Below are 17,602 nucleotides of genomic sequence, written 5' to 3'. Positions count from 1 at the left end.
TTTTCCTATTTTTAGATTTGGATGATTAGAAAATATTATATTTACTCAAATTACTTCATATAATTAATTATGTTTTCACTTACAAGCATTGCTAATTGATTCTTGGTCTGGCTTAAATACGACTTTTTCAGCAAGCCCTAAATATATTATTCAATCACAGATTTTATTGTTTATTTCAAAAAGTTCAAAACCATACTCTTCTAAAAAATCTTTCGCAAATGCTATCCAGCTTGAATTAAATCTTGGGTAAAATTCAGGAGTACAAACATAAGCTTCTAAATTTAAATCCGCGTAATTTCCATTTAATTTCTTATCAAATAAATCAATAGTATTAGTTAATTGTCTAATAGCTTTATCGCGGTTTGCATCTACTTTTCTTAAACTCGTTGCATTTAATTTGAACTCTACAAAACAAAAATTATTTTCATCAAAAAATACAAAATCGCAATGGGAATCACCAAATCCTAAAAGTCCTTTTTTGCCGTCAATAGGAATAAAACCAACCATTTTAGCATTGATTACATTAAATAGTTTAGTGATATCAAAACCATTTTCCACCGTGTCAACACCATTTAGTTTAATAGTAAATGTGTCATCATCTGAATTTATATTGATAATAATAAAAGACTGTCCTTGATAGTCTATGATTGAAAATTCTGATCTCATTTCAATTTCTAGAACATCGGAAAAATTATCAAAAGCAGTTGATAGAAGTTCTTTAATATCCTCAAATTTGCTCATTTTCTTTTGAAAGTTTTAGCGTGAATACTATACAAAGCTTGAAAATCACCACCCAAAATTTCGGAAACTGTATCTAAATAATTTTGTTGAATAGTACCTTTTTCTTGATTAAAGATAGGTTCACAATAATTACTATCCATTGCTCCTACGTCGCCACGCAAGCTATCACCAACGGATTGATTTCCCAAAGAATAAGCAGAAAAATCTTTAGCACTTAACCAAGAATCTTGGGGAATTATTTGTGCTACTTCTGATTCTGTTGACGGATTTTTTTCAACTACTCTATTCGCGAAGAGTAAATTATTAAAAACTGTGAGAACATAGGGACTATGGGTTGTTATAATTAGTTGGTTGTCATCATTTTGATTTATCATTAAAGCTAATAACTCAATCAATTGCTTTTGAGCAATAGGGAATAAATGAGCTTCTGGTTCTTCCAAAATTCTTAATACTTTTGTATTATCAAGAATATTTAGAAAGATATCTTGTAAAATTCTTATAGATTCTTGTTGTCCTGATGAAGTATTAGAAAGCTTAACATATTCTTCTGTTTCCTTGTTAAATACTATTTTCTCTCCCCAATTATCAATTCTGTATTCACCTTTGAGTATTTCATCTATTCGTTTTTTGATATCATATAATTTTTGTTTGAGATTTTCATCATCTTCATAACTTTCAATTACCCCTTCAAAATTACCATTGCCAATTTTTTTAAATTTACCTTTAATTATATCAACTTTTTCCATAAATTTTAGCATTAATGTTTCATCTATTGTTTGTTGCTTACCTGCAAATTTCTTCTTGCTATTTTTCTCTAAACGACTGCTAACATCTGCAAACAATAATTTTTCAAATAAGTCAGAATAACTTACTGTTGCATTCCTACCAGCGATTACAAATAATGAATCTTCATGATACATTTGAAATGATTCATTCAATAGTTTAGAAAGCCTTTGAGCGTATTTAATTTTATTTTGCTCATAAGTCAATTGTTCATAAATATCATTTGTATTTAAACTCTGCTGAAAAAGTTTTTTAATTGCAGTTGCGGAAGTTCTAAAATTCTCATTTAATAAATTATCACTAAATCGAGAATCTAGTCTTTTCTTATCATTAAGACTTAATTTTAGATATTTGTCATTCTCTGCACTATAATAAAATTTTATTTCAAAATTAGGTAAGTGCAATGTAGAACCAAAAAAATCATAAAACTTTTCTCTTATTGGAAATATAAGATCAGAAGTAATATCAAAATAATCCTTCTGCGTATCCTGATATATTTGGCTAAATAAATCATCCCTTAGTGATTTAAAAAAATAAATCAATTTAGCAATAGTGCTTTTACCACTAGCTTGTTCACCAATCAAAACTAATATTTTCTTGACTTCAATTTCTGCATATTGAATTGGACCAAAATTTTCGATGATTATTTTTTGCATAGGTAAATGTGATTTTTTTATGATTAGACAATAATAGGAATACTTTTTGGGAAGTTATACCTCCCATAATATTTCATATTACAGAAGTAGTGTTTCCTGTGTAGATGCGCTTCTTACCTTTCTCATTACAGCAATTTTAATTTACTTGTACCACACTCTTGTTTTTATATTACTTTCTTCCTTTGCGACTTTGCGCCTTGGCGTGAGACTTTAAAATGTGGTTTATTTACCTAAAAATCACTGTAATGTTGAGATTACCATTGAAAATTCCCCCAATATTAACAACTAAAAATTGCTTTAGCTGCTGTACAATCAAGTTGAATTTGGTTTTTCAGCGCTTCTAAGGAAGGAAATTTCTGTTCAGGACGCAAAAATTTTACTAGCTGTATCTCCAAAATTTTCCCGTATAAATCACCAGACCAATTGAATAAATGTACTTCTACACGAGTATCTATACCGTTAATTGTGGGACGGTTGCCGATATTCATAACTCCAAAATGCTGAGTGGGAGATTTATCTGGAGTTTCGTTATGGATAATTGCCTCAATAGCGTAAACACCATGACGGGGTAAAAATTTGTCTTTTGGTAGTTGAATGTTGGCGGTAGGAAAACCAATAGTTCTCCCTAATTTTTGACCTGTTACTACTTCACCTGTGAGAGTATAAGGTCTTCCCAAAAGCCGATTTGCTTTGGGAATATCACCTGCTTCCAAACTTTCGCGGATTAATGAGGTACTGATGCGAGCATCATCTGTTGCTGGCAAAATATCTGTATCAGTTTTTATAGGAACTATTGTTACGGGTATGTTGTATTTCGCGGCGATCGCTTGCAAATCTTGAGCAGTACCCATGCGCTTTTTACCGAAACAAAAGTCTTGTCCGACGCTAATTTGTTGACATTGCAGTTGTTGAACCAGGATTTTATCTACAAATTCTTCGGGAGAAAGGGCAGATAGTTCTCTATCGAAGGGTAATAATACCAATTGTTCTACCCCAAGCGATCGCAATTGTGCAACTTTTTCATCTAGTGGTGTTAACAAATCACGGGGAAGTCCAGTAAAAAACTCTTGGGGATGGGGATCAAATGTAACAACTGTTGAGTAGGGGCGGACTGAATTTTCTTGACTCCATACTGACTGCAATACTGGCTGAATCACTCTTTGATGACCAAGATGAACACCATCAAATTTGCCAAGAGCAACAGCAGTCGGTGTCAGCAGTTCTTCTGTTGAAGAAGCAACCCATACAGAACACCCATTTTGAGACAAATTTAACACTTGGATTCTGGGATTTTAGGTTTGTTGTCGCTATCAGCGTTGAGGCTCTCACGCTTTAGATATCTAATCACCAATTTAATCTAAAATCGAGTTACTATGGAACATTGGTATTGATTTGCGAAGCAAAGGTTATAAGCTATGGTGAAAAATTAATTTCCTACGTGGAGAGAGGGAACGGGGAACAGGGAACAGGAAAAAAATATGTGTAATTTATTTTTCCTAATTACTTATAAATTTCGTTGAACTCACGTTTACCTGAAAGGAATTTTCAGTGTACCAGCAATAATCTATCCTGATTCTCGAGAAATAGGTTCACCATTAGCATTTAATAACACTCCTCGCAAGAAAACAGTAGCATCTATTCCCACTTGCACTAATGTACCACTGTTATAACTTGGCAAAACTTTGATGAGGCGATCGCCTAAATCCATTCCCATAGGTAAGTTAGGTGCATCAATGATCACATTAGAAATATTATTTAGATTAAATGCCAGCAAAGTGCTATCATTAAAATTAGGTAGTAGATCAACACTAACAAATAAGTCCTTATGGCAACAATTACTATTCGCAATATATCTGATGAGTTGGTGGAGCGCATTAAATACTTAGCAGGACAAAAGGGAGTTTCTATGGAGCAAGAAGTCCGCGATTTGTTGCAAAAACGCTATGGACAAAGAGATGAAGTGATTGCTCGTATTCGTCAACGGGTGGAGATATTACCGATGGAAACAGAAAGTCGGATACAGTCTTGGAAATCAGAAGGACGACCCTGATGGTAATTGATACTATGGTGTTGGCCTATGCTCTATTACACGTAGAGGATAAATATGAACAAGCGATCGCTACGTTAGAATCTGTAGACCAGATTATTGTGCCTGATTCGTTGTTTGCCGAGTTGGGGAATGTAATTTGGCAATGGATACAATTTCGACAATTACCGTTGCCAATAGGTTTAGATGCCATGCAAGATGCAGAGGCATTGGTTGATGTAATGATTTCTAGTTCTCAAATTCGGGATGTTGCTCTAAAACTAGCAGTTGAAGCAAGTCATTCGTTCTACGATACGTTATTTGTGGCAGCAGCGATTCAATATAATACTCAGCTAATTACACATGATCGGAAACTGGCGGCTAAGTTTGGCGATTATGTTCTCCTACTGGCATAGGTTAGAATCAGATAATGAAGTACACACCAATTTCTTCTCTGTACCCTAATCCTTGCTGTTCCCTAAAACGAAAAAACTTTGTACCTCACTAGCATGAGAATGGCTATAAGTAGCAAACTACTTGCAGCTTCGCTATCGCGCAAAAATCATCAAAAAATCAATTTCCTTAAGTCCTAATTTAGTATCTGCCTATCTACAAAGGTTTTTGGTTAGGTATACCAACCCCACGGGGAAAACTAATTGGTGTGCTGGCTACTTTTCGCAAATAAAGACAATGACGAATACTATTACTCAAGGGAGTGGAAAATTCCTCAATTAATTCAATGACTCCACCTAATTGCTCAACAGCAGCTTCTAAACTTTCATTTTCTGCTTGAGTCCAAGTACCGCGATAAATTAGCGCCAAACCGCCTTTTCTCACCAAAGGTAAGGAATACTCCGCACAAGCAGAAACATTACTCACAGCCCGGATTACAGATAGATCATACTGTTGTCTGTGTTGAATTTGTTGACCAATTTCTTCCACTCTACCCAGTAAAGTTTTAGCATTATTCACAGCTAGTGCTGATAAAACTGTCTCAATAAAAGTAATTTTCTTACCCGTAGAATCCAAAAGTGTAACTTGAGAATTAGGAAAAATTAGAGAAATGGGGATACCAGGAAACCCCGCACCCGTACCAATATCAATTATCCGCTTACCCTGTTCAATCCCAGGAATAAATACCTGTTTAGGTGCAATTCCCCGTAAAGAATCCCAAAGATGTTTTTCCCAAAATTCATCAGGTTCAGTAATGCGAGTTAAATTCAGTTGACGATTTCCAGCAATAATTAATTGATAAAGCTGTTGAAATTGCTCTGCTTGATCAGTTGTTGGTTGCCAATTCAGAGTTTTTTGCCATATTTCCGCCATTTCTGGCAAATTAGCGATCGCTAAAGATTCTAAATCCATTGGTGAAAATTAATTTTTTTAAGCTATTTTGGCGTTACTGATTAAGGGTATGAATTCATCCTTCCTTATCTGTGTTCATCTGCGTTCATCTGCGTTCAATTACTCTTAAAATTAATTTAGTCTCAAGCAGATTTTACCTCTTCTCCCTGACTCCTGACTCCTGATCTTAAAACCCCATGATCTAATGTCCAACAATAATCAGCTATTGGTAACATATCACCTGCATCGTGTGTTACAACTAACAATGTCCAATCTTTTTTGAGTTTGGCTAGTAAATTGATCAGCTGGCGACGCATTGACCAGTCCAAACCCGCTGTAGGCTCATCTAATAATAATAAATTTGGTTGACGAATTAATTGTACCGCTAAAGCTAAACGTCGCTGTTGTCCACCGCTTAAAGCATGAGGTGCTGCGGACAAGGATAAATGATCTAATCCAACTTCAGTTAATGCTTGTTTAACCTGTTCTGTTCCCAGTTCGGGATGTCCTAAGCGTAATTCTTCTAAAATTGTCCCCCCGCAGAAATGGCGTTCTGGAAATTGAAATACTAAACCTGCTAATTGTTGTAATTGTTCGGCTATGAGTCCCTGTTCTCGCCAAAAAACCCCACCAGCAGTAGGGTTAGCCAATCCAGATAAAATTTCTAATAAGGTGCTTTTACCCGAACCGCTAGGCCCAATAATTAAACCTAGTTTCTGGGGTGGTAATTCTAAATTTATAGCTTGGAGGATGGCTTTTGGACAGGCTGTGGGGTGATAAGTTAGATTTCTAAGATAGAGCATTTGTGTAAATTACCGAGTTATGAAAATTTTTGGCGGAAATAGACTAATTTAAATTCACTATTTTGGCATTTTAGGTAATAGATACAACAATTTCAACCGTAATTATTCGGGAAGGCTATTATGTTTAAACAGTTTTTAATTGCTCAATTAAGGATATTCTGGCGATCGCCTACTTTTTTAAAAGTAACTGTGGCGACTTCTATCATTTTCCATATCTTGGTAAATCCTTCCTTTGCAGGTGATCCCTTTCGGGGTCAAGAATCGCCTAAAATTGGCGATCGCACAGAAGCCGCTTTTAATGCTATTTTTCAACAAGGAAATTACTCCCTCGCCAAAGATGCTTTACAAAAAGCCGCCTCTAGCGAACCCAATGAACCTCTAGTTTACGCCATTCAGGCTTCTTTAGCATATCAAAATCAAGATAGCGCTAGTTTAGAAAAATACAGCAGCAAAACTCTAGAAACTGGACAAAATCTGATCGCCAGTGATCCGTTACGTGGTAACTTATATACTGCTGTCGGTCATTTTTTGACAGGTGCAGTAATTTTAAATCGAGAAGGAACTGTAAATGGTGTCCCCCAAGCTTTGAGTCGGTTGCGGAAAGTCTATACATATCTTGACAGAGCCGAAGATATTTCTGCTAATGATCCAGAGTTAAACTTAATTCGCGGCTATATGGATTTAATGTTAGCTGTGAATTTACCTTTTACTAGTCCAGATCAAGTAATTGAAAGATTGGAAAAAAATGCTGCTCCTAATTATTTAGTAAATAGAGGTATTGCTTTAGCTTATCGAGATTTAAAACAATACTCCCAAGCTTTAGATTATGTCAACCGCGCCTTAAAAACAACTGCTGACAACCCAGAAATTTACTATCTTAAAGCCCAAATTCTCCATGAAAAGGGGAAAGCGGAAAAAAGTCAGGATTTAATTAAGGAAGCAATAACTAATTTTGATAAAGCATTAACCAAAAAATCCCAACTTCCTACTAATTTAGTCAAACAAATTGAACATGAACGCAATCAGGCTGTTAGTAGTCAAAGAATAGGCAAGAGGCAAGAGGCAAGAGGCAATAGGCAATAGGCAAGAGGAATAATTACCAACTACCAATTACCAATTACCCATTACCCATTACCAATTACCAATTACCAATTACCCATTACCAATTACCAATTACCAATTACCAATTACCCATTACCCATTACCCATTACCCATTACCCATTACCCATTACCCATTACCAGTTACAAAAATGCAAATTCAATTCCGCGAGTTTAATCCTTTTGATGTTTGGATTTGGTTTAAGTTCAGCAATGTTCCCTCCCAACGGGAAAAACAATATGTAGAAGAAGTCTTCAATTCCTGGTTTTATCTAGGTAAATTAGGGGGATTTAATGCGGAAAATCTGCAAATCCAAGACGCAGGATTTGATATCAGCTACATGGACTATGATGCAAAAGGCTATGATAAAAGCTTACTAGCTTTGATGCACAACATGGGTGAATTTGAATACGAAGGAGAATGGGGGCGTTGCTGGTTTGATTTAGGTACAAGTGATGCGATCGCCTTAGATATTCTCATCAACGCCCTCACTCAACTAACTCAAGAATATGTCACTATTCAAGAACTATACATTGGTGGCGAAAATTCAGATTGGTCTATAGAAGATAATGAAAGTCGTCCCTCTTCCATTTACGATAATTAATTGTAGTTATGAATAAAGAAGGTCAAATTCGGGTGATTGTTTTAGCACTCATTCGAGATGGTAATAGAATCTTTGTTTCTGAAGGATTCGATCCTAAAAAACAATCAACATTCTATCGGGCTTTAGGAGGTGGCGTAGAATTTGGCGAAACTAGCCGCATCGCCTTAGCTAGAGAATTTCAAGAAGAAATTCAAGCCGAATTAACAAATATTCGCTATTTAAGTTGTATCGAAAACTTATTTACTTTTAACGGTAGACAAGGACATGAAATCATTCAACTCTATGAATGCGACTTTGCTGATTCCCAGTTTTATCAAATCGAAAGTTTAACTTTTGCAGAAACACCAGAACGTCAACATCGCGCATTGTGGGTAGATATTTCTCGGTTTAAATCTGGTGAATTACGATTAGTTCCCGAAGTCTTTTTTGATTATCTATAAACTTAGATCCCCGACTTCTTTTTCTATCCTGTCAGTAAATAATCAATTAAGTTAAGAAGTCGGGGATCTTAATCACTCAAGATTGCTATATTAAAACTAAAGGTAAATACAGGAAGTTAATTATGACTCTACAATTAGCAAAACCACGCCTTAACACCTTTCGTCTCAATGTTTCTCAATACCATCAAATGAGCGAAGCCGGTATTTTTTCAGAAAATGATAAAGTAGAACTAATTAATGGAGAAATTATAGAAATGTCACCAATTGGTAGAAGACACACAGCTTGTGTAAATCGTTTAAATTCAGTTTTTTCGCAATTACTGGGTAAAAAAGTCATAATTGCTGTACAAAATCCGATTACCCTAAATAACTTATCTGAACCCCAACCAGATATCGCACTACTGAAACCTCGTGCAGATTTTTATGAATCTGGACACCCTCAACCCCAGGATGTATTTCTCTTAATTGAAGTTGCAGATAGCAGTCTGGAATATGATAGAGACGTGAAAATTCCTCTCTATGCTAGTAGTGGTATTACTGAAGTTTGGTTAGTTGATATTTATGAACAAGTGATTATTTTTTATCGCTACCCTAGCGAAAATGGGTATAGCGACATTCAAAAACTCAGTCGAGGAGAAAAAATGTCAATTCAAGCATTCCCCGAAATTAATTTAGTTGTAGATGATATTTTGGGATCAATAATTTCCTAGCAAACCTCTCAATAATATCCAATCCATCTCTTCAGATATTAGTTATTGAGATTGCAGAAATACTAATCAAAGCAATAATGTTTTTTTACGTCCCTGGTAATTTCCCATGTACAAGACATCCCAGCGGGAAAAGTTACTAGGTCTCCCTTACCCATTTGTACCGCTTGTCCTCCATCAGGAGTGACAACAACATTACCTGCTAAAAAGTAGCAAGTTTCTTGATCATCGTAAGTCCAAGAAAATTTAGATATTTCCTTTTCCCAAATTGGCCAGTTGAATACATCTAACTCATTAAGATGTGCAAGATTTGGTTGATGTACGACTTTAATTTCCATGAGTTGTATTTAACAATAAGATTGGATATCTTCTCCACACTTATCTACTAAATAACATAATGCACGAAAACGCAAGCCGACAAACTGATCATAGAGGGGGTTGAATTTGCATAAAGGTGGAATATGGGCGATTTTTCGACCAAAAACCACGATATCACGCTCAAAGGGACATTGGGCAGGAATTAATTTAGCAATTAATCTAGCAACTCGAGGATTATCAATTTCAATTTCGTCGAACCATTGACGGATTTTTTGCAATAAATCAAACTTATTTTTAACTGAATGGGTTTCTTTGATAGGGTTGACAAAACTAGAGATAACCATTGGTTGACTATTTGTTTTTAGCATGATGGTAAGTCCTATGTAGATGAGATTGATAAAATTTTGCCAATGTGGCAATTTGCACAACAAATTGTCTGGGAAATTTTCACTGAACTTAAAGAACGGTAAAGTAGTTGAACTAATTTTTATTTAAACTGGCTTTGTGTGGAAGAACTGTTCAGTTGAATACAAAATAACAAAGAAAATATAAAAATGGTATAGCCTTAGCCTATGGATTTCTGATATTGAATATATTAATTTTATATATATAATCTCTATGAATGGTAATAAAACGGCACAGTAATTCCAGGGAGAATTGCTGGAAAGACTGATGTATCTAGCTTTCTCCTCTAGCTGAACTGCATAATCATGAGGAGATGATGACATTAATTTTAGGTGATAGAAGATCGAGAAGAAAGTTGTGGAGGTTACTTTCTCGTGGGGAATAGGGAATAGGGAATAGGGAATTTTCTTCTTCTTTCTTCTTTCCCCTGAACTCCTGACTCCTGACTCCCCCTACCGCTGACAGTTTTGTAAAATATAACTACAGAACTCGCAGAAACCTTCTCCTTCGGATGCTGTAGTTATATAAGTAGGTTTATGTTGTAACTGATTTTCATAACCGCGTATATTTGCTACACCTACGGAAATAGGAAAATAACGCTGGTTAAATAAACTTTCATCATTGGGACTGTCACCAACAGTGATCACCTGTTCGGGGAAGTAGGTAGGAAAATATTGACGTAGAACTTTTAATAAACCGGCAGCTTTATTTTGTCCTGGGGGTTGAATATGACACTGAACGTTGCTGTAAGTAAATCCCCAACCCATCTGTTGACAAAGATTACCTATTTTTTGTAGTTCCTCGGTTGTCAGTGAGGTAAGATCAAAAGTCCAGTCTGTGACTCGAAATAAATTATCAGCGGATTCTTGAATTTGTGGAAAATAAGTTTGTAAGTTAACAAAAGCCTCGGCTAAATCTTGACGATGGTTAACTAGGTCAGGAATATGGGTGAGTGTAACTGGATCAGAATTGTCTGATGGATAAAATAAACCACCATTTTCAGCTATCGCACCAGCTATAGGCATTAAACTACTGATAGCGCTTACCCATCCAGCAGACCTTCCAGTAACAATTAAGACCGGAATTTTAGCTGCGGATAGCTGCTCTAAAGTATTTAGTAATTGAGGCGTAAATTTGCCATGTTTAGTGATTGTTCCATCCATATCTGTTGCCAATAGGTGAATATGATATGAATGCGCGGATGTTATATCAGACAACTGCTGTATATTGATAAGATGCTGATCCAAGTCACTAATAGGTTTGTACATATGATATTACCAAGAAAAGCTAGAAAATATTTATACTACGGCGAACTACTCAGTAAGATTTGGGCATTATAAACATCGGGAGTTAATAATTTCAGGTTGTCAATTATGGTTAGTACGATTTTTCTGGCTCAATCTTCTGGATCTAAGACGACACAAACGAGTAAAGTCTTACCTGTTATCCAGAAGTCTCACAGTTTACCTCTACCATTGCTGCTGTTTGCGGGTGGAGGAATGGTCTTAGTTCTGGTTGCTGTCATTGTCTATGCCAGAATCATAGTGCAAAGGGGTGAGAAAAAACTCAAATTTGAACAATTCCGCACGCGAGAATTAGAGAAAAAGTTGAAGTTGGCTTTGGAAACTATTCGCAAAATGGAAACGAATCCAGATTTAGTTCACTCACGAGAATTTAACCTAGATTATCTGCGGATGCGAATGTCAGAGGAAGTATTCCATTTTGCTCTAGTGAATCAAATTAAAGTCAAAGTTAAAGATAAGATCTCTTTATCACTGCGTCCTAACCAAGCTAATATAGGGTCTGTGGGGATTTCTAGTAGTACAGGTAGGCAAGTAGATGAAACGTTTGATATCGAGTATGAAACTGGTGTAGCACCCAACATTGTCAAGCGGGTGCTGTTTCGAGCGCAAATTCGGTTAATGAAGTTACCAACTCAAGCTACTTCTTCTACCATTAGTCAAATTATTGATTGTATAGAAACATACCTTAGTCCCAGAGAAGATGACGATACTTGGCAACCTACTATTCAAGGTCGGATTGTTTATATACACTGGGATCAAAAGGCTAAACCGACTCCGTTGCTGGTACTAGAACAGTCAAATGAGGGGGTAAATGTGACATTTAGAACTAGCCGTCAAACTCCTCCGACGAGACAATAGTTAGGAGTTATGCTTAGAAGGAATATTTTGAGCATCACGAGTAAGAAGACCATCTTCCATTTCCACAATGCGATCGGCAATATCTAAGATCCGGTTGTCGTGAGTTACTAATAGGATGGCGGTTCCCTGTTCTTTGGCTAGACGCTGCATGATTTCTACTACATCACGTCCTGATTGTTTGTCTAATGCGGCTGTTGGTTCATCGGCTAAGACTAGGGGAGGATGATTGACTAAGGCGCGAGCGATCGCTATTCTTTGTTTTTGTCCACCAGATAAATTATCTGGATAGTAGTTAACCCGTTCTTGTAACCCTACAGATGCCAGCATCTCCTCTGACTGAGAAATAGCCGTTGATTGAGAAATACTATTATTTAATTCCACAGCCATCTGCACATTTTGCCTAGCCGTTAAAAAACCCAATAAATTATGAGCTTGGAAAATATAACCAATCTTCCGTCTCATCTGTACCAGTTTATTTTGACTAGCACCACACAATTCATCACCTAAAAATTTTAAACTTCCCTCTTGTACCGACCTTAACCCACCAATCAAACTTAATAAGGTCGTTTTTCCTGAACCAGATGGTCCAGTCATAATCACAATTTCTCCGGCATATATTTCCAAACTGATATCAAATAGAATCTGCTTTCTCAGCGATCCTTTACCGTAGTAGTGATTGATATTTTTAATAGATATTACAGGTTCTTTGTTGATCATAATAAAAAGAGTTCGGTGTTCGGAGGAAGAAGGAAGAAGGAAGAATAAATATTGTTTTTTCCAATGACCAATGACCAATGACCAATAACTAATAACTAATCTAAAAAATATCGGCTGGATCGGCAGAGCTTAATTTCCGAATAGCAATCATCCCCGAAATAAAACACATTAGAATAGTTAACATGATTACCATAATGGCGCGATTATAACTCATAAATATGGGTAAAAGTGTAGCATCTCTAGCAACATTATAAAGAACCAAAGCGCAAGCAAATCCAGGTAAATAACCAACAACTGCTAATAAAAAAGCCTCTTGAAGAATCACAGTTAGTAAATAATTTTGAGTGTAACCTATAGCTTTGAGCGTAGCATATTCAGATAAATGATCATTAACTTCTGTATACAAAATCTGATAAACAATTACAGTTCCCACAATAAAACCCATAATTGTTCCCAAGGTAAAAATAAAGCCAATAGCCGTACTACTTGCCCAATAATTTCTCTCAAATTCAATAAATTCTTCCTTAGTTAAAACATTAATATCTGTAGGTAGATAACTGCGCAATTCTTGAGCTACCACTATGGGATCAGCCCCAGGTTTTAACTTAATAATACCAATATCAATCAATCCCCGTTGACGGTTATTAAAAATCCGCAAAAAGTTAACATCACTGGTAATCAAATTTCCATCTGCACCAAAAGATGCCCCTAATGTAAATAATCCACCCACCTGAACTTTTCTTCTGCGTACTTCTGCTGTGACAACTTTTCCGGCATTAAAACTATCAGCGATCGGACCATACTCCACCCGAGAAGAACGGTCATATAAAACCACATCAGGTAGTTTGAGTTTATTTAAATTTTCCTCGACTCCGGGTAAATCAAAAAGATTAACCTCTGGATTCATACCAAAAATTAAGATACTGCGAGGACGACCTGTAACAGGATTTCTCCAGCTTGTATAGTCTAAATATATAGGATGTACTGATTGCACTGTGGGCAAATCTAACGCCTTATATAAACGCCGTTGGGAAAAGGTTTTCATAGCCAAAACAGCATTAGATTGACTGTTAATTAAAACCACATCGCCAACTAGACTACTGTGCATTCTGACGTTACTGTAATAGAGTGCATCTCGGAAACCTAGCTGCATGAACATTAAAATATCAGCAAAGGCAATACCTGACAAAGCTACGGCTAGGCGAGTTTTTTCTCTTGTCAGTTGTAGCCAAGATAAAGGTATTTTTACTGCCATTTTTTAAATCTTTTGATCTGAATACTAATTAAGTAGTTGAACATGAATATTTGGCAGAGAAATATGAGGTTAATTCTCATTAATTTCTACGGTGACTTTAGCGTTAGTTAAACCAGAAACTTGCTTAGTAAATTCTGGAGATAGGGCAATTTTCACTTCTACAACTCTGGCATCAATATCTGCGGCTGGATCATTATTTAAGACATCTTTTTTGCCAATTTTTCTACCAATTGATGTGATTGAGCCTTTTAATTGACCGTTAAATGCGCCGTTGTCACTAGAGATAGTAGCAGTTTGACCCAAACGAACTTTATTAATACTATCTTCAGGAACTTCTGCAACTACGAACATCTGATCTGTTTGTCCAATTTCCGCAATTCCATTTGCTCCCATGATTTCCCCGGATTTGGTATAAATTTTTAAGATTTCACCAGAACTAGGAGCTTTAACATAGCTTTGTTGAAGTTCTACTTGGGCTTTCCTCATTAAAGCAATGGCATTAGTAACTTGTGCTTGGGCTACTTGGACATTGAGCGGACTAACTACTAATATTCTGCTCAATCTTTCTCTTTCTTCGTCTATTTGTCTTTGTAAAGTGGAGACAGTTTTGTTACGGTTGGCTGTGGCTTCAATTAACTGCTGTTGTAAAGTGGCTAGGGTTTTAATTTGATTAGCTCTAGCTTCGGAAACTTGCTGTTGAATGGTATCTATTGCCCGTTTTAAACTAGCTTGACTTTCGATTAACTGCTGATTTGTAGTTAACGCACTTAAGCGGCGGCGATCGCGTTCTTGCTGAGAAATAGCACCTTGTCCATATAAAAATTCATAACGCCCATAATCTACCTGAGCATTTCGTTGTTCGGCTCGAATCCGCTCCATATTAGCTTTCAAGGAATTTCTTTGTCCCATTAGTTCCGCTTCCAAACGGTTGACTGTGGCTTGTTGGGCAACCTTCTCACCACTTAACTGGGCAGCAATTCGGCTAATTGTCGCCTGTTGAGCCTCTTTTTCCCCCGCTAATTGGGCTTGTAACCGAGAAATAATGAATCTTTGAGCTTGAGCATCTCTGGGTGGACCAGCACTAACTTGGGCTAAATTGGCACGGGATTCTTGCAATTTAGCTTTGGCTTCTTCTACTACTGCCATACTGGTGTCGCGGCTATCTAAAATTGCCACAACCTGTCCTTGCTGTACTCGTTGTCCTTCTCTGACTAAAAGTTGCTGGACTCGTGAACTTCCTGATAAACCCGCTGGTGCAGAAAGTTTAACTACTTCTCCTCTTGGTTCTAAGCGTCCTATGGCAGTAATACTATTAGGAACTGGGGCTACAGATACAGCAGAAGTCAGTTTTTTTAATTGTTCCATTCTCGCTGTAGCTAAGAACCCAGCAGCTATAGCAACGGGTAAAGCTACAGCAATACTTAACCAAATTTTCGGCTGCTCAAGTGCCTTTTCCGGGGATTTTGATTTTTCATTCACCCTTGACATGATATTTAACCTATTTATCTGAATTATGGTGATGAAACTAAAAAAGTAAATTAGCTGTAATTAAAATCCACAGCAAACTTTATGCAAGACTTACACCTTTTTGGGCTTTTGTTTTGGCAAGTTTATAATTATGGTTGGATATAATCAACCTTGTATAAACTACACTTTGTGATTATTCAGGTGTATTATCTTGACATGAAAATTTCTGTCTTAAAGCAACCTGGTATACAATTGGTAGATTTAATAAATCATTATTAGTTGAGATTTCACATTTCATTTTTTAGAAGATTTGCGAAACTTCAAAAGTTAAAGTTTACAAGAGCAAATAGGTAAGAGTTTTAACAATTAATAATTACTAATTATCAGCCAAAACCAGATAACTAGGAATTTTCGTGATTAACGTTAGTTTTCCCTCCTAAAAGTATCAGTAATGATGACTTCAGATAAATTCTACATTTATCAGTTGAGGGAAAACGTAACGCATTTTACAGATATGGTAATAGCAATTTTTAATTATGAACTATAAGATCCCCGACTTCTTAGAGAAGTCGGGGATCTGACTCTGCAAATCAAGTAATAGCAATTTTTAATTGCTGGCACTTCTGGTAATATTTTCTCAGATTATTCTGGTAAATCTGGCAAGTCAAATAAAACTTTAGTCATATAATTTTCAGCCCAATCTACACCAAAAGCCTTTTCTAAAACTCTACGGGTTTTATCATTTTGTTGTTGTTTGGTACAATAATTATGTTGTCCAGCAACAATTTCAGCCACTTTTTCCGGTGCAACTGGACTAGAGGCGATCGCTTGGGTACAATGAATCTCTAAAAATGATTCTACGTGAGACAAAAAACTTGTTTCTTCTTCCGGGGAACTAGGACGAATAAACAGACAAAAATCGGAAAAAATATTGCCCCATTCCGGTAAATCACGAGGTTGAGAAAAGTTAGATGTGGTTAATTTACTAAGTTGGGAATTATAACCATCTGGTAAAATCCGATCTAAGTTTACCGGCGAAAGATCAGCAATAGCAGCACTAATTTGACCTCTACCTCCGACTAAATCACAACCAAATAGGGGCAGATCATATTCAGTATGAGGAAACATCACACAGTGGAGAATATCTAACATATTCCCCACCCTGGCTAGTTCCAAGTGCATTTTGCGAAACTGGGGACTTTGATAACAACGATTTTCAATAATCAGTTTTTCCCCTTCTAATTTACCTTCTACATATCCCAATTCCGCAGGTAAATGGTATGGTGATAAGTCTAGGTGTTTATGCCAAACCGCTTCAATACAATCAGCTAGTTGATGAATCAGGGGATGTTGTTCTTCACGAAGAGAAGGAATAGAAGACATCTTATTTAGGAAATACAATTTATTTCCTAGTTTACAATTATTTGTACCAGATCAACTATTCTCCTGATATTTCTCTTTCTAGCACCTCTTGTAGTTATGGCAATAATGAGGATAAATCATTTTGAATTGTTTCCCAGACTCTACTCAAATCAACTTGAAAATATTCGTGAGTACAACATTTCGCATCCCTCCCATTAACCGCCAAGGTATAAGAGGATAGCGTAACTGAATATCATTAGGAACATTTCTAGTAGCTTCTCCAATCACGACGAAATCATAGAGAACAGCTTTGACAAGCGTTTGATTTTTTGTAAATTCCTCAAACCTTACACCCTTTGTCCTTTGCTCAATTTCATTGATAGATAAGACAATATCTTGAATACGAAACCGCCAATCTCTAGACGGCACGAATGACATCCTTTAATACAGGTTTTCGTAAATGTTCTCTCAAAGCATTCTCCGTTCCCAAATCAACAGAACATCCCAGAATATCTTCTAAATAATACTGCACTTGCAAAAGTTGAAACAACCCACCCGAACGATTAAACTCCAGTGACGTACTCCACACACTCCCTTTCAGGTGAGTGTGGGCTTCTCAGTGACTCCTCTATGAGGACATTAACTGAGCTTTAAGACCGTGCGCCCCACGGTTCTTTGGTTTTGAGATTTGTTTTTTGTTTTGTAGGCTGCA

21 protein-coding genes and 1 pseudogene are annotated in these 17,602 nt (G+C 36.4%); 7 read left to right on the top strand and 15 right to left on the bottom strand.

Going from position 1 to position 17,602, the window contains the following annotated elements; all coding sequences use genetic code 11:
- Positions 1–150 precede the first annotated feature (150 nt).
- The 4 genes from PN471_RS00950 to PN471_RS00935 all read right to left on the bottom strand — a co-directional run bounded on the left by PN471_RS00950 (position 151) and on the right by PN471_RS00935 (position 3,954).
- Complete coding sequence (locus tag PN471_RS00950) at positions 151–741, bottom strand: hypothetical protein (protein WP_271775294.1); 591 nt, start codon at positions 739–741, stop codon at positions 151–153.
- Positions 738–2,180: an AAA family ATPase gene (locus PN471_RS00945; RefSeq protein ID WP_193895791.1), complete on the bottom strand. Its 1,443-nt coding sequence runs from the start codon at positions 2,178–2,180 to the stop codon at positions 738–740. The genes PN471_RS00950 and PN471_RS00945 overlap by 4 nt, the downstream gene beginning before the upstream one ends.
- A gap of 278 nt (positions 2,181–2,458) precedes the next feature.
- Positions 2,459–3,457, bottom strand: a complete 999-nt coding sequence (locus tag PN471_RS00940; protein ID WP_271775293.1) for a bifunctional riboflavin kinase/FAD synthetase — start codon at positions 3,455–3,457, stop codon at positions 2,459–2,461.
- 287 nt (positions 3,458–3,744) lie between these two features.
- Entirely contained in the window at positions 3,745–3,954 is a 210-nt protein-coding gene (locus PN471_RS00935) for a hypothetical protein (RefSeq protein WP_271775292.1), read from the bottom strand.
- A 51-nt stretch (positions 3,955–4,005) separates the two neighbouring features.
- Between PN471_RS00935 and PN471_RS00930 the strand changes: the two genes are divergently transcribed.
- Together PN471_RS00930 and PN471_RS00925 are read left to right on the top strand one after the other, a co-directional pair.
- Entirely contained in the window at positions 4,006–4,230 is a 225-nt protein-coding gene (locus PN471_RS00930; protein WP_271775291.1) for a FitA-like ribbon-helix-helix domain-containing protein, read from the top strand.
- Positions 4,230–4,622, top strand: a complete 393-nt coding sequence (locus PN471_RS00925; RefSeq protein WP_271775290.1) for a type II toxin-antitoxin system VapC family toxin — start codon at positions 4,230–4,232, stop codon at positions 4,620–4,622. The genes PN471_RS00930 and PN471_RS00925 overlap by 1 nt, the downstream gene beginning before the upstream one ends.
- 193 nt (positions 4,623–4,815) lie before the next feature.
- Here the strand turns inward: PN471_RS00925 and rsmG are convergent, their stop codons facing one another.
- On the bottom strand, positions 4,816–5,571 hold the full coding sequence (rsmG, locus tag PN471_RS00920; protein WP_442867117.1) for a 16S rRNA (guanine(527)-N(7))-methyltransferase RsmG: 756 nt from the start codon (positions 5,569–5,571) through the stop codon (positions 4,816–4,818).
- Positions 5,572–5,693: 122 nt separating this feature from the next.
- Complete coding sequence (locus tag PN471_RS00915; RefSeq protein WP_271775289.1) at positions 5,694–6,353, bottom strand: ABC transporter ATP-binding protein; 660 nt, start codon at positions 6,351–6,353, stop codon at positions 5,694–5,696.
- A gap of 120 nt (positions 6,354–6,473) precedes the next feature.
- On the opposite strand from PN471_RS00915, the gene PN471_RS00910 reads away from it, so the two are divergent.
- From PN471_RS00910 to PN471_RS00895, 4 genes are all read left to right on the top strand, one after another.
- Entirely contained in the window at positions 6,474–7,436 is a 963-nt protein-coding gene (locus PN471_RS00910) for a Sll0314/Alr1548 family TPR repeat-containing protein (RefSeq protein ID WP_271775288.1), read from the top strand.
- A gap of 168 nt (positions 7,437–7,604) precedes the next feature.
- Positions 7,605–8,057: a DUF3531 family protein gene (locus tag PN471_RS00905; RefSeq protein ID WP_271775287.1), complete on the top strand. Its 453-nt coding sequence runs from the start codon at positions 7,605–7,607 to the stop codon at positions 8,055–8,057.
- A gap of 8 nt (positions 8,058–8,065) precedes the next feature.
- Positions 8,066–8,497 (top strand): NUDIX hydrolase, encoded by a 432-nt coding sequence (locus PN471_RS00900; protein ID WP_193895802.1) that lies wholly within the window; start codon positions 8,066–8,068, stop codon positions 8,495–8,497.
- A 122-nt stretch (positions 8,498–8,619) separates the two neighbouring features.
- On the top strand, positions 8,620–9,207 hold the full coding sequence (locus tag PN471_RS00895; protein WP_271775286.1) for a Uma2 family endonuclease: 588 nt from the start codon (positions 8,620–8,622) through the stop codon (positions 9,205–9,207).
- A gap of 62 nt (positions 9,208–9,269) precedes the next feature.
- Here the strand turns inward: PN471_RS00895 and PN471_RS00890 are convergent, their stop codons facing one another.
- From PN471_RS00890 to PN471_RS00880, 3 genes are all read right to left on the bottom strand, one after another.
- Positions 9,270–9,542 (bottom strand): cupin domain-containing protein, encoded by a 273-nt coding sequence (locus PN471_RS00890; protein ID WP_027400915.1) that lies wholly within the window; start codon positions 9,540–9,542, stop codon positions 9,270–9,272.
- 9 nt (positions 9,543–9,551) lie between these two features.
- Entirely contained in the window at positions 9,552–9,890 is a 339-nt protein-coding gene (locus PN471_RS00885) for a Mo-dependent nitrogenase C-terminal domain-containing protein (RefSeq protein ID WP_271775285.1), read from the bottom strand.
- A gap of 489 nt (positions 9,891–10,379) precedes the next feature.
- Positions 10,380–11,195 (bottom strand): HAD-IIB family hydrolase, encoded by an 816-nt coding sequence (locus tag PN471_RS00880; RefSeq protein WP_271775284.1) that lies wholly within the window; start codon positions 11,193–11,195, stop codon positions 10,380–10,382.
- A 105-nt stretch (positions 11,196–11,300) separates the two neighbouring features.
- On the opposite strand from PN471_RS00880, the gene PN471_RS00875 reads away from it, so the two are divergent.
- Positions 11,301–12,089 carry a hypothetical protein gene (locus PN471_RS00875; protein WP_193895808.1) on the top strand — a complete coding sequence of 263 codons (789 nt, stop codon included), beginning with the start codon at positions 11,301–11,303 and terminating at the stop codon, positions 12,087–12,089.
- Here the strand turns inward: PN471_RS00875 and PN471_RS00870 are convergent, their stop codons facing one another.
- The 6 genes and pseudogenes from PN471_RS00870 to PN471_RS00845 form a co-directional block, all read right to left on the bottom strand.
- Positions 12,090–12,806: a DevA family ABC transporter ATP-binding protein gene (locus PN471_RS00870; RefSeq protein WP_271775283.1), complete on the bottom strand. Its 717-nt coding sequence runs from the start codon at positions 12,804–12,806 to the stop codon at positions 12,090–12,092.
- 100 nt (positions 12,807–12,906) lie between these two features.
- On the bottom strand, positions 12,907–14,061 hold the full coding sequence (gene devC / locus PN471_RS00865; RefSeq protein ID WP_193895812.1) for an ABC transporter permease DevC: 1,155 nt from the start codon (positions 14,059–14,061) through the stop codon (positions 12,907–12,909).
- Between the two features lie 69 nt (positions 14,062–14,130).
- Positions 14,131–15,549 (bottom strand): HlyD family efflux transporter periplasmic adaptor subunit, encoded by a 1,419-nt coding sequence (locus PN471_RS00860; RefSeq protein ID WP_271775282.1) that lies wholly within the window; start codon positions 15,547–15,549, stop codon positions 14,131–14,133.
- Between the two features lie 621 nt (positions 15,550–16,170).
- The gene (locus PN471_RS00855; protein ID WP_271775281.1) at positions 16,171–16,911 is read right to left on the bottom strand and encodes a phycocyanobilin:ferredoxin oxidoreductase; all 741 of its coding nucleotides are present in this window, start codon (positions 16,909–16,911) and stop codon (positions 16,171–16,173) included.
- A 94-nt stretch (positions 16,912–17,005) separates the two neighbouring features.
- Positions 17,006–17,328, bottom strand: a pseudogene (locus PN471_RS00850) (HepT-like ribonuclease domain-containing protein).
- Entirely contained in the window at positions 17,309–17,479 is a 171-nt protein-coding gene (locus PN471_RS00845) for a nucleotidyltransferase family protein (protein WP_271775279.1), read from the bottom strand. The pseudogene PN471_RS00850 and the gene PN471_RS00845 overlap by 20 nt, the downstream one beginning before the upstream one ends.
- Positions 17,480–17,602: the final 123 nt, after the last annotated feature.

Source organism: Aphanizomenon sp. CS-733/32 (assembly GCF_028330045.1).
Taxonomy (GTDB): domain Bacteria; phylum Cyanobacteriota; class Cyanobacteriia; order Cyanobacteriales; family Nostocaceae; genus Dolichospermum; species Dolichospermum gracile.
Note: the sequence above shows the minus strand (reverse complement) of the source record. Positions and strands in the feature narration are given on the sequence as shown.

What these genes read in the sequence shown, in the direction of transcription:
- PN471_RS00950 (WP_271775294.1), bottom strand. Translation starts at nt 741, where the DNA reads ATGAGCAAATTTGAGGATATTAAAGAACTTCTATCAACTGCTTTTGAT.
- PN471_RS00945 (WP_193895791.1), bottom strand. Translation starts at nt 2,180, where the DNA reads ATGCAAAAAATAATCATCGAAAATTTTGGTCCAATTCAATATGCAGAA.
- PN471_RS00930 (WP_271775291.1), top strand. Translation starts at nt 4,006, where the DNA reads ATGGCAACAATTACTATTCGCAATATATCTGATGAGTTGGTGGAGCGC.
- PN471_RS00925 (WP_271775290.1), top strand. Translation starts at nt 4,230, where the DNA reads ATGGTAATTGATACTATGGTGTTGGCCTATGCTCTATTACACGTAGAG.
- rsmG (WP_442867117.1), bottom strand. Translation starts at nt 5,571, where the DNA reads ATGGATTTAGAATCTTTAGCGATCGCTAATTTGCCAGAAATGGCGGAA.
- PN471_RS00915 (WP_271775289.1), bottom strand. Translation starts at nt 6,353, where the DNA reads ATGCTCTATCTTAGAAATCTAACTTATCACCCCACAGCCTGTCCAAAA.
- PN471_RS00910 (WP_271775288.1), top strand. Translation starts at nt 6,474, where the DNA reads ATGTTTAAACAGTTTTTAATTGCTCAATTAAGGATATTCTGGCGATCG.
- PN471_RS00905 (WP_271775287.1), top strand. Translation starts at nt 7,605, where the DNA reads ATGCAAATTCAATTCCGCGAGTTTAATCCTTTTGATGTTTGGATTTGG.
- PN471_RS00900 (WP_193895802.1), top strand. Translation starts at nt 8,066, where the DNA reads ATGAATAAAGAAGGTCAAATTCGGGTGATTGTTTTAGCACTCATTCGA.
- PN471_RS00895 (WP_271775286.1), top strand. Translation starts at nt 8,620, where the DNA reads ATGACTCTACAATTAGCAAAACCACGCCTTAACACCTTTCGTCTCAAT.
- PN471_RS00890 (WP_027400915.1), bottom strand. Translation starts at nt 9,542, where the DNA reads ATGGAAATTAAAGTCGTACATCAACCAAATCTTGCACATCTTAATGAG.
- PN471_RS00885 (WP_271775285.1), bottom strand. Translation starts at nt 9,890, where the DNA reads ATGCTAAAAACAAATAGTCAACCAATGGTTATCTCTAGTTTTGTCAAC.
- PN471_RS00880 (WP_271775284.1), bottom strand. Translation starts at nt 11,195, where the DNA reads ATGTACAAACCTATTAGTGACTTGGATCAGCATCTTATCAATATACAG.
- PN471_RS00875 (WP_193895808.1), top strand. Translation starts at nt 11,301, where the DNA reads ATGGTTAGTACGATTTTTCTGGCTCAATCTTCTGGATCTAAGACGACA.
- PN471_RS00870 (WP_271775283.1), bottom strand. Translation starts at nt 12,806, where the DNA reads ATGATCAACAAAGAACCTGTAATATCTATTAAAAATATCAATCACTAC.
- devC (WP_193895812.1), bottom strand. Translation starts at nt 14,061, where the DNA reads ATGGCAGTAAAAATACCTTTATCTTGGCTACAACTGACAAGAGAAAAA.
- PN471_RS00860 (WP_271775282.1), bottom strand. Translation starts at nt 15,549, where the DNA reads ATGTCAAGGGTGAATGAAAAATCAAAATCCCCGGAAAAGGCACTTGAG.
- PN471_RS00855 (WP_271775281.1), bottom strand. Translation starts at nt 16,911, where the DNA reads ATGTCTTCTATTCCTTCTCTTCGTGAAGAACAACATCCCCTGATTCAT.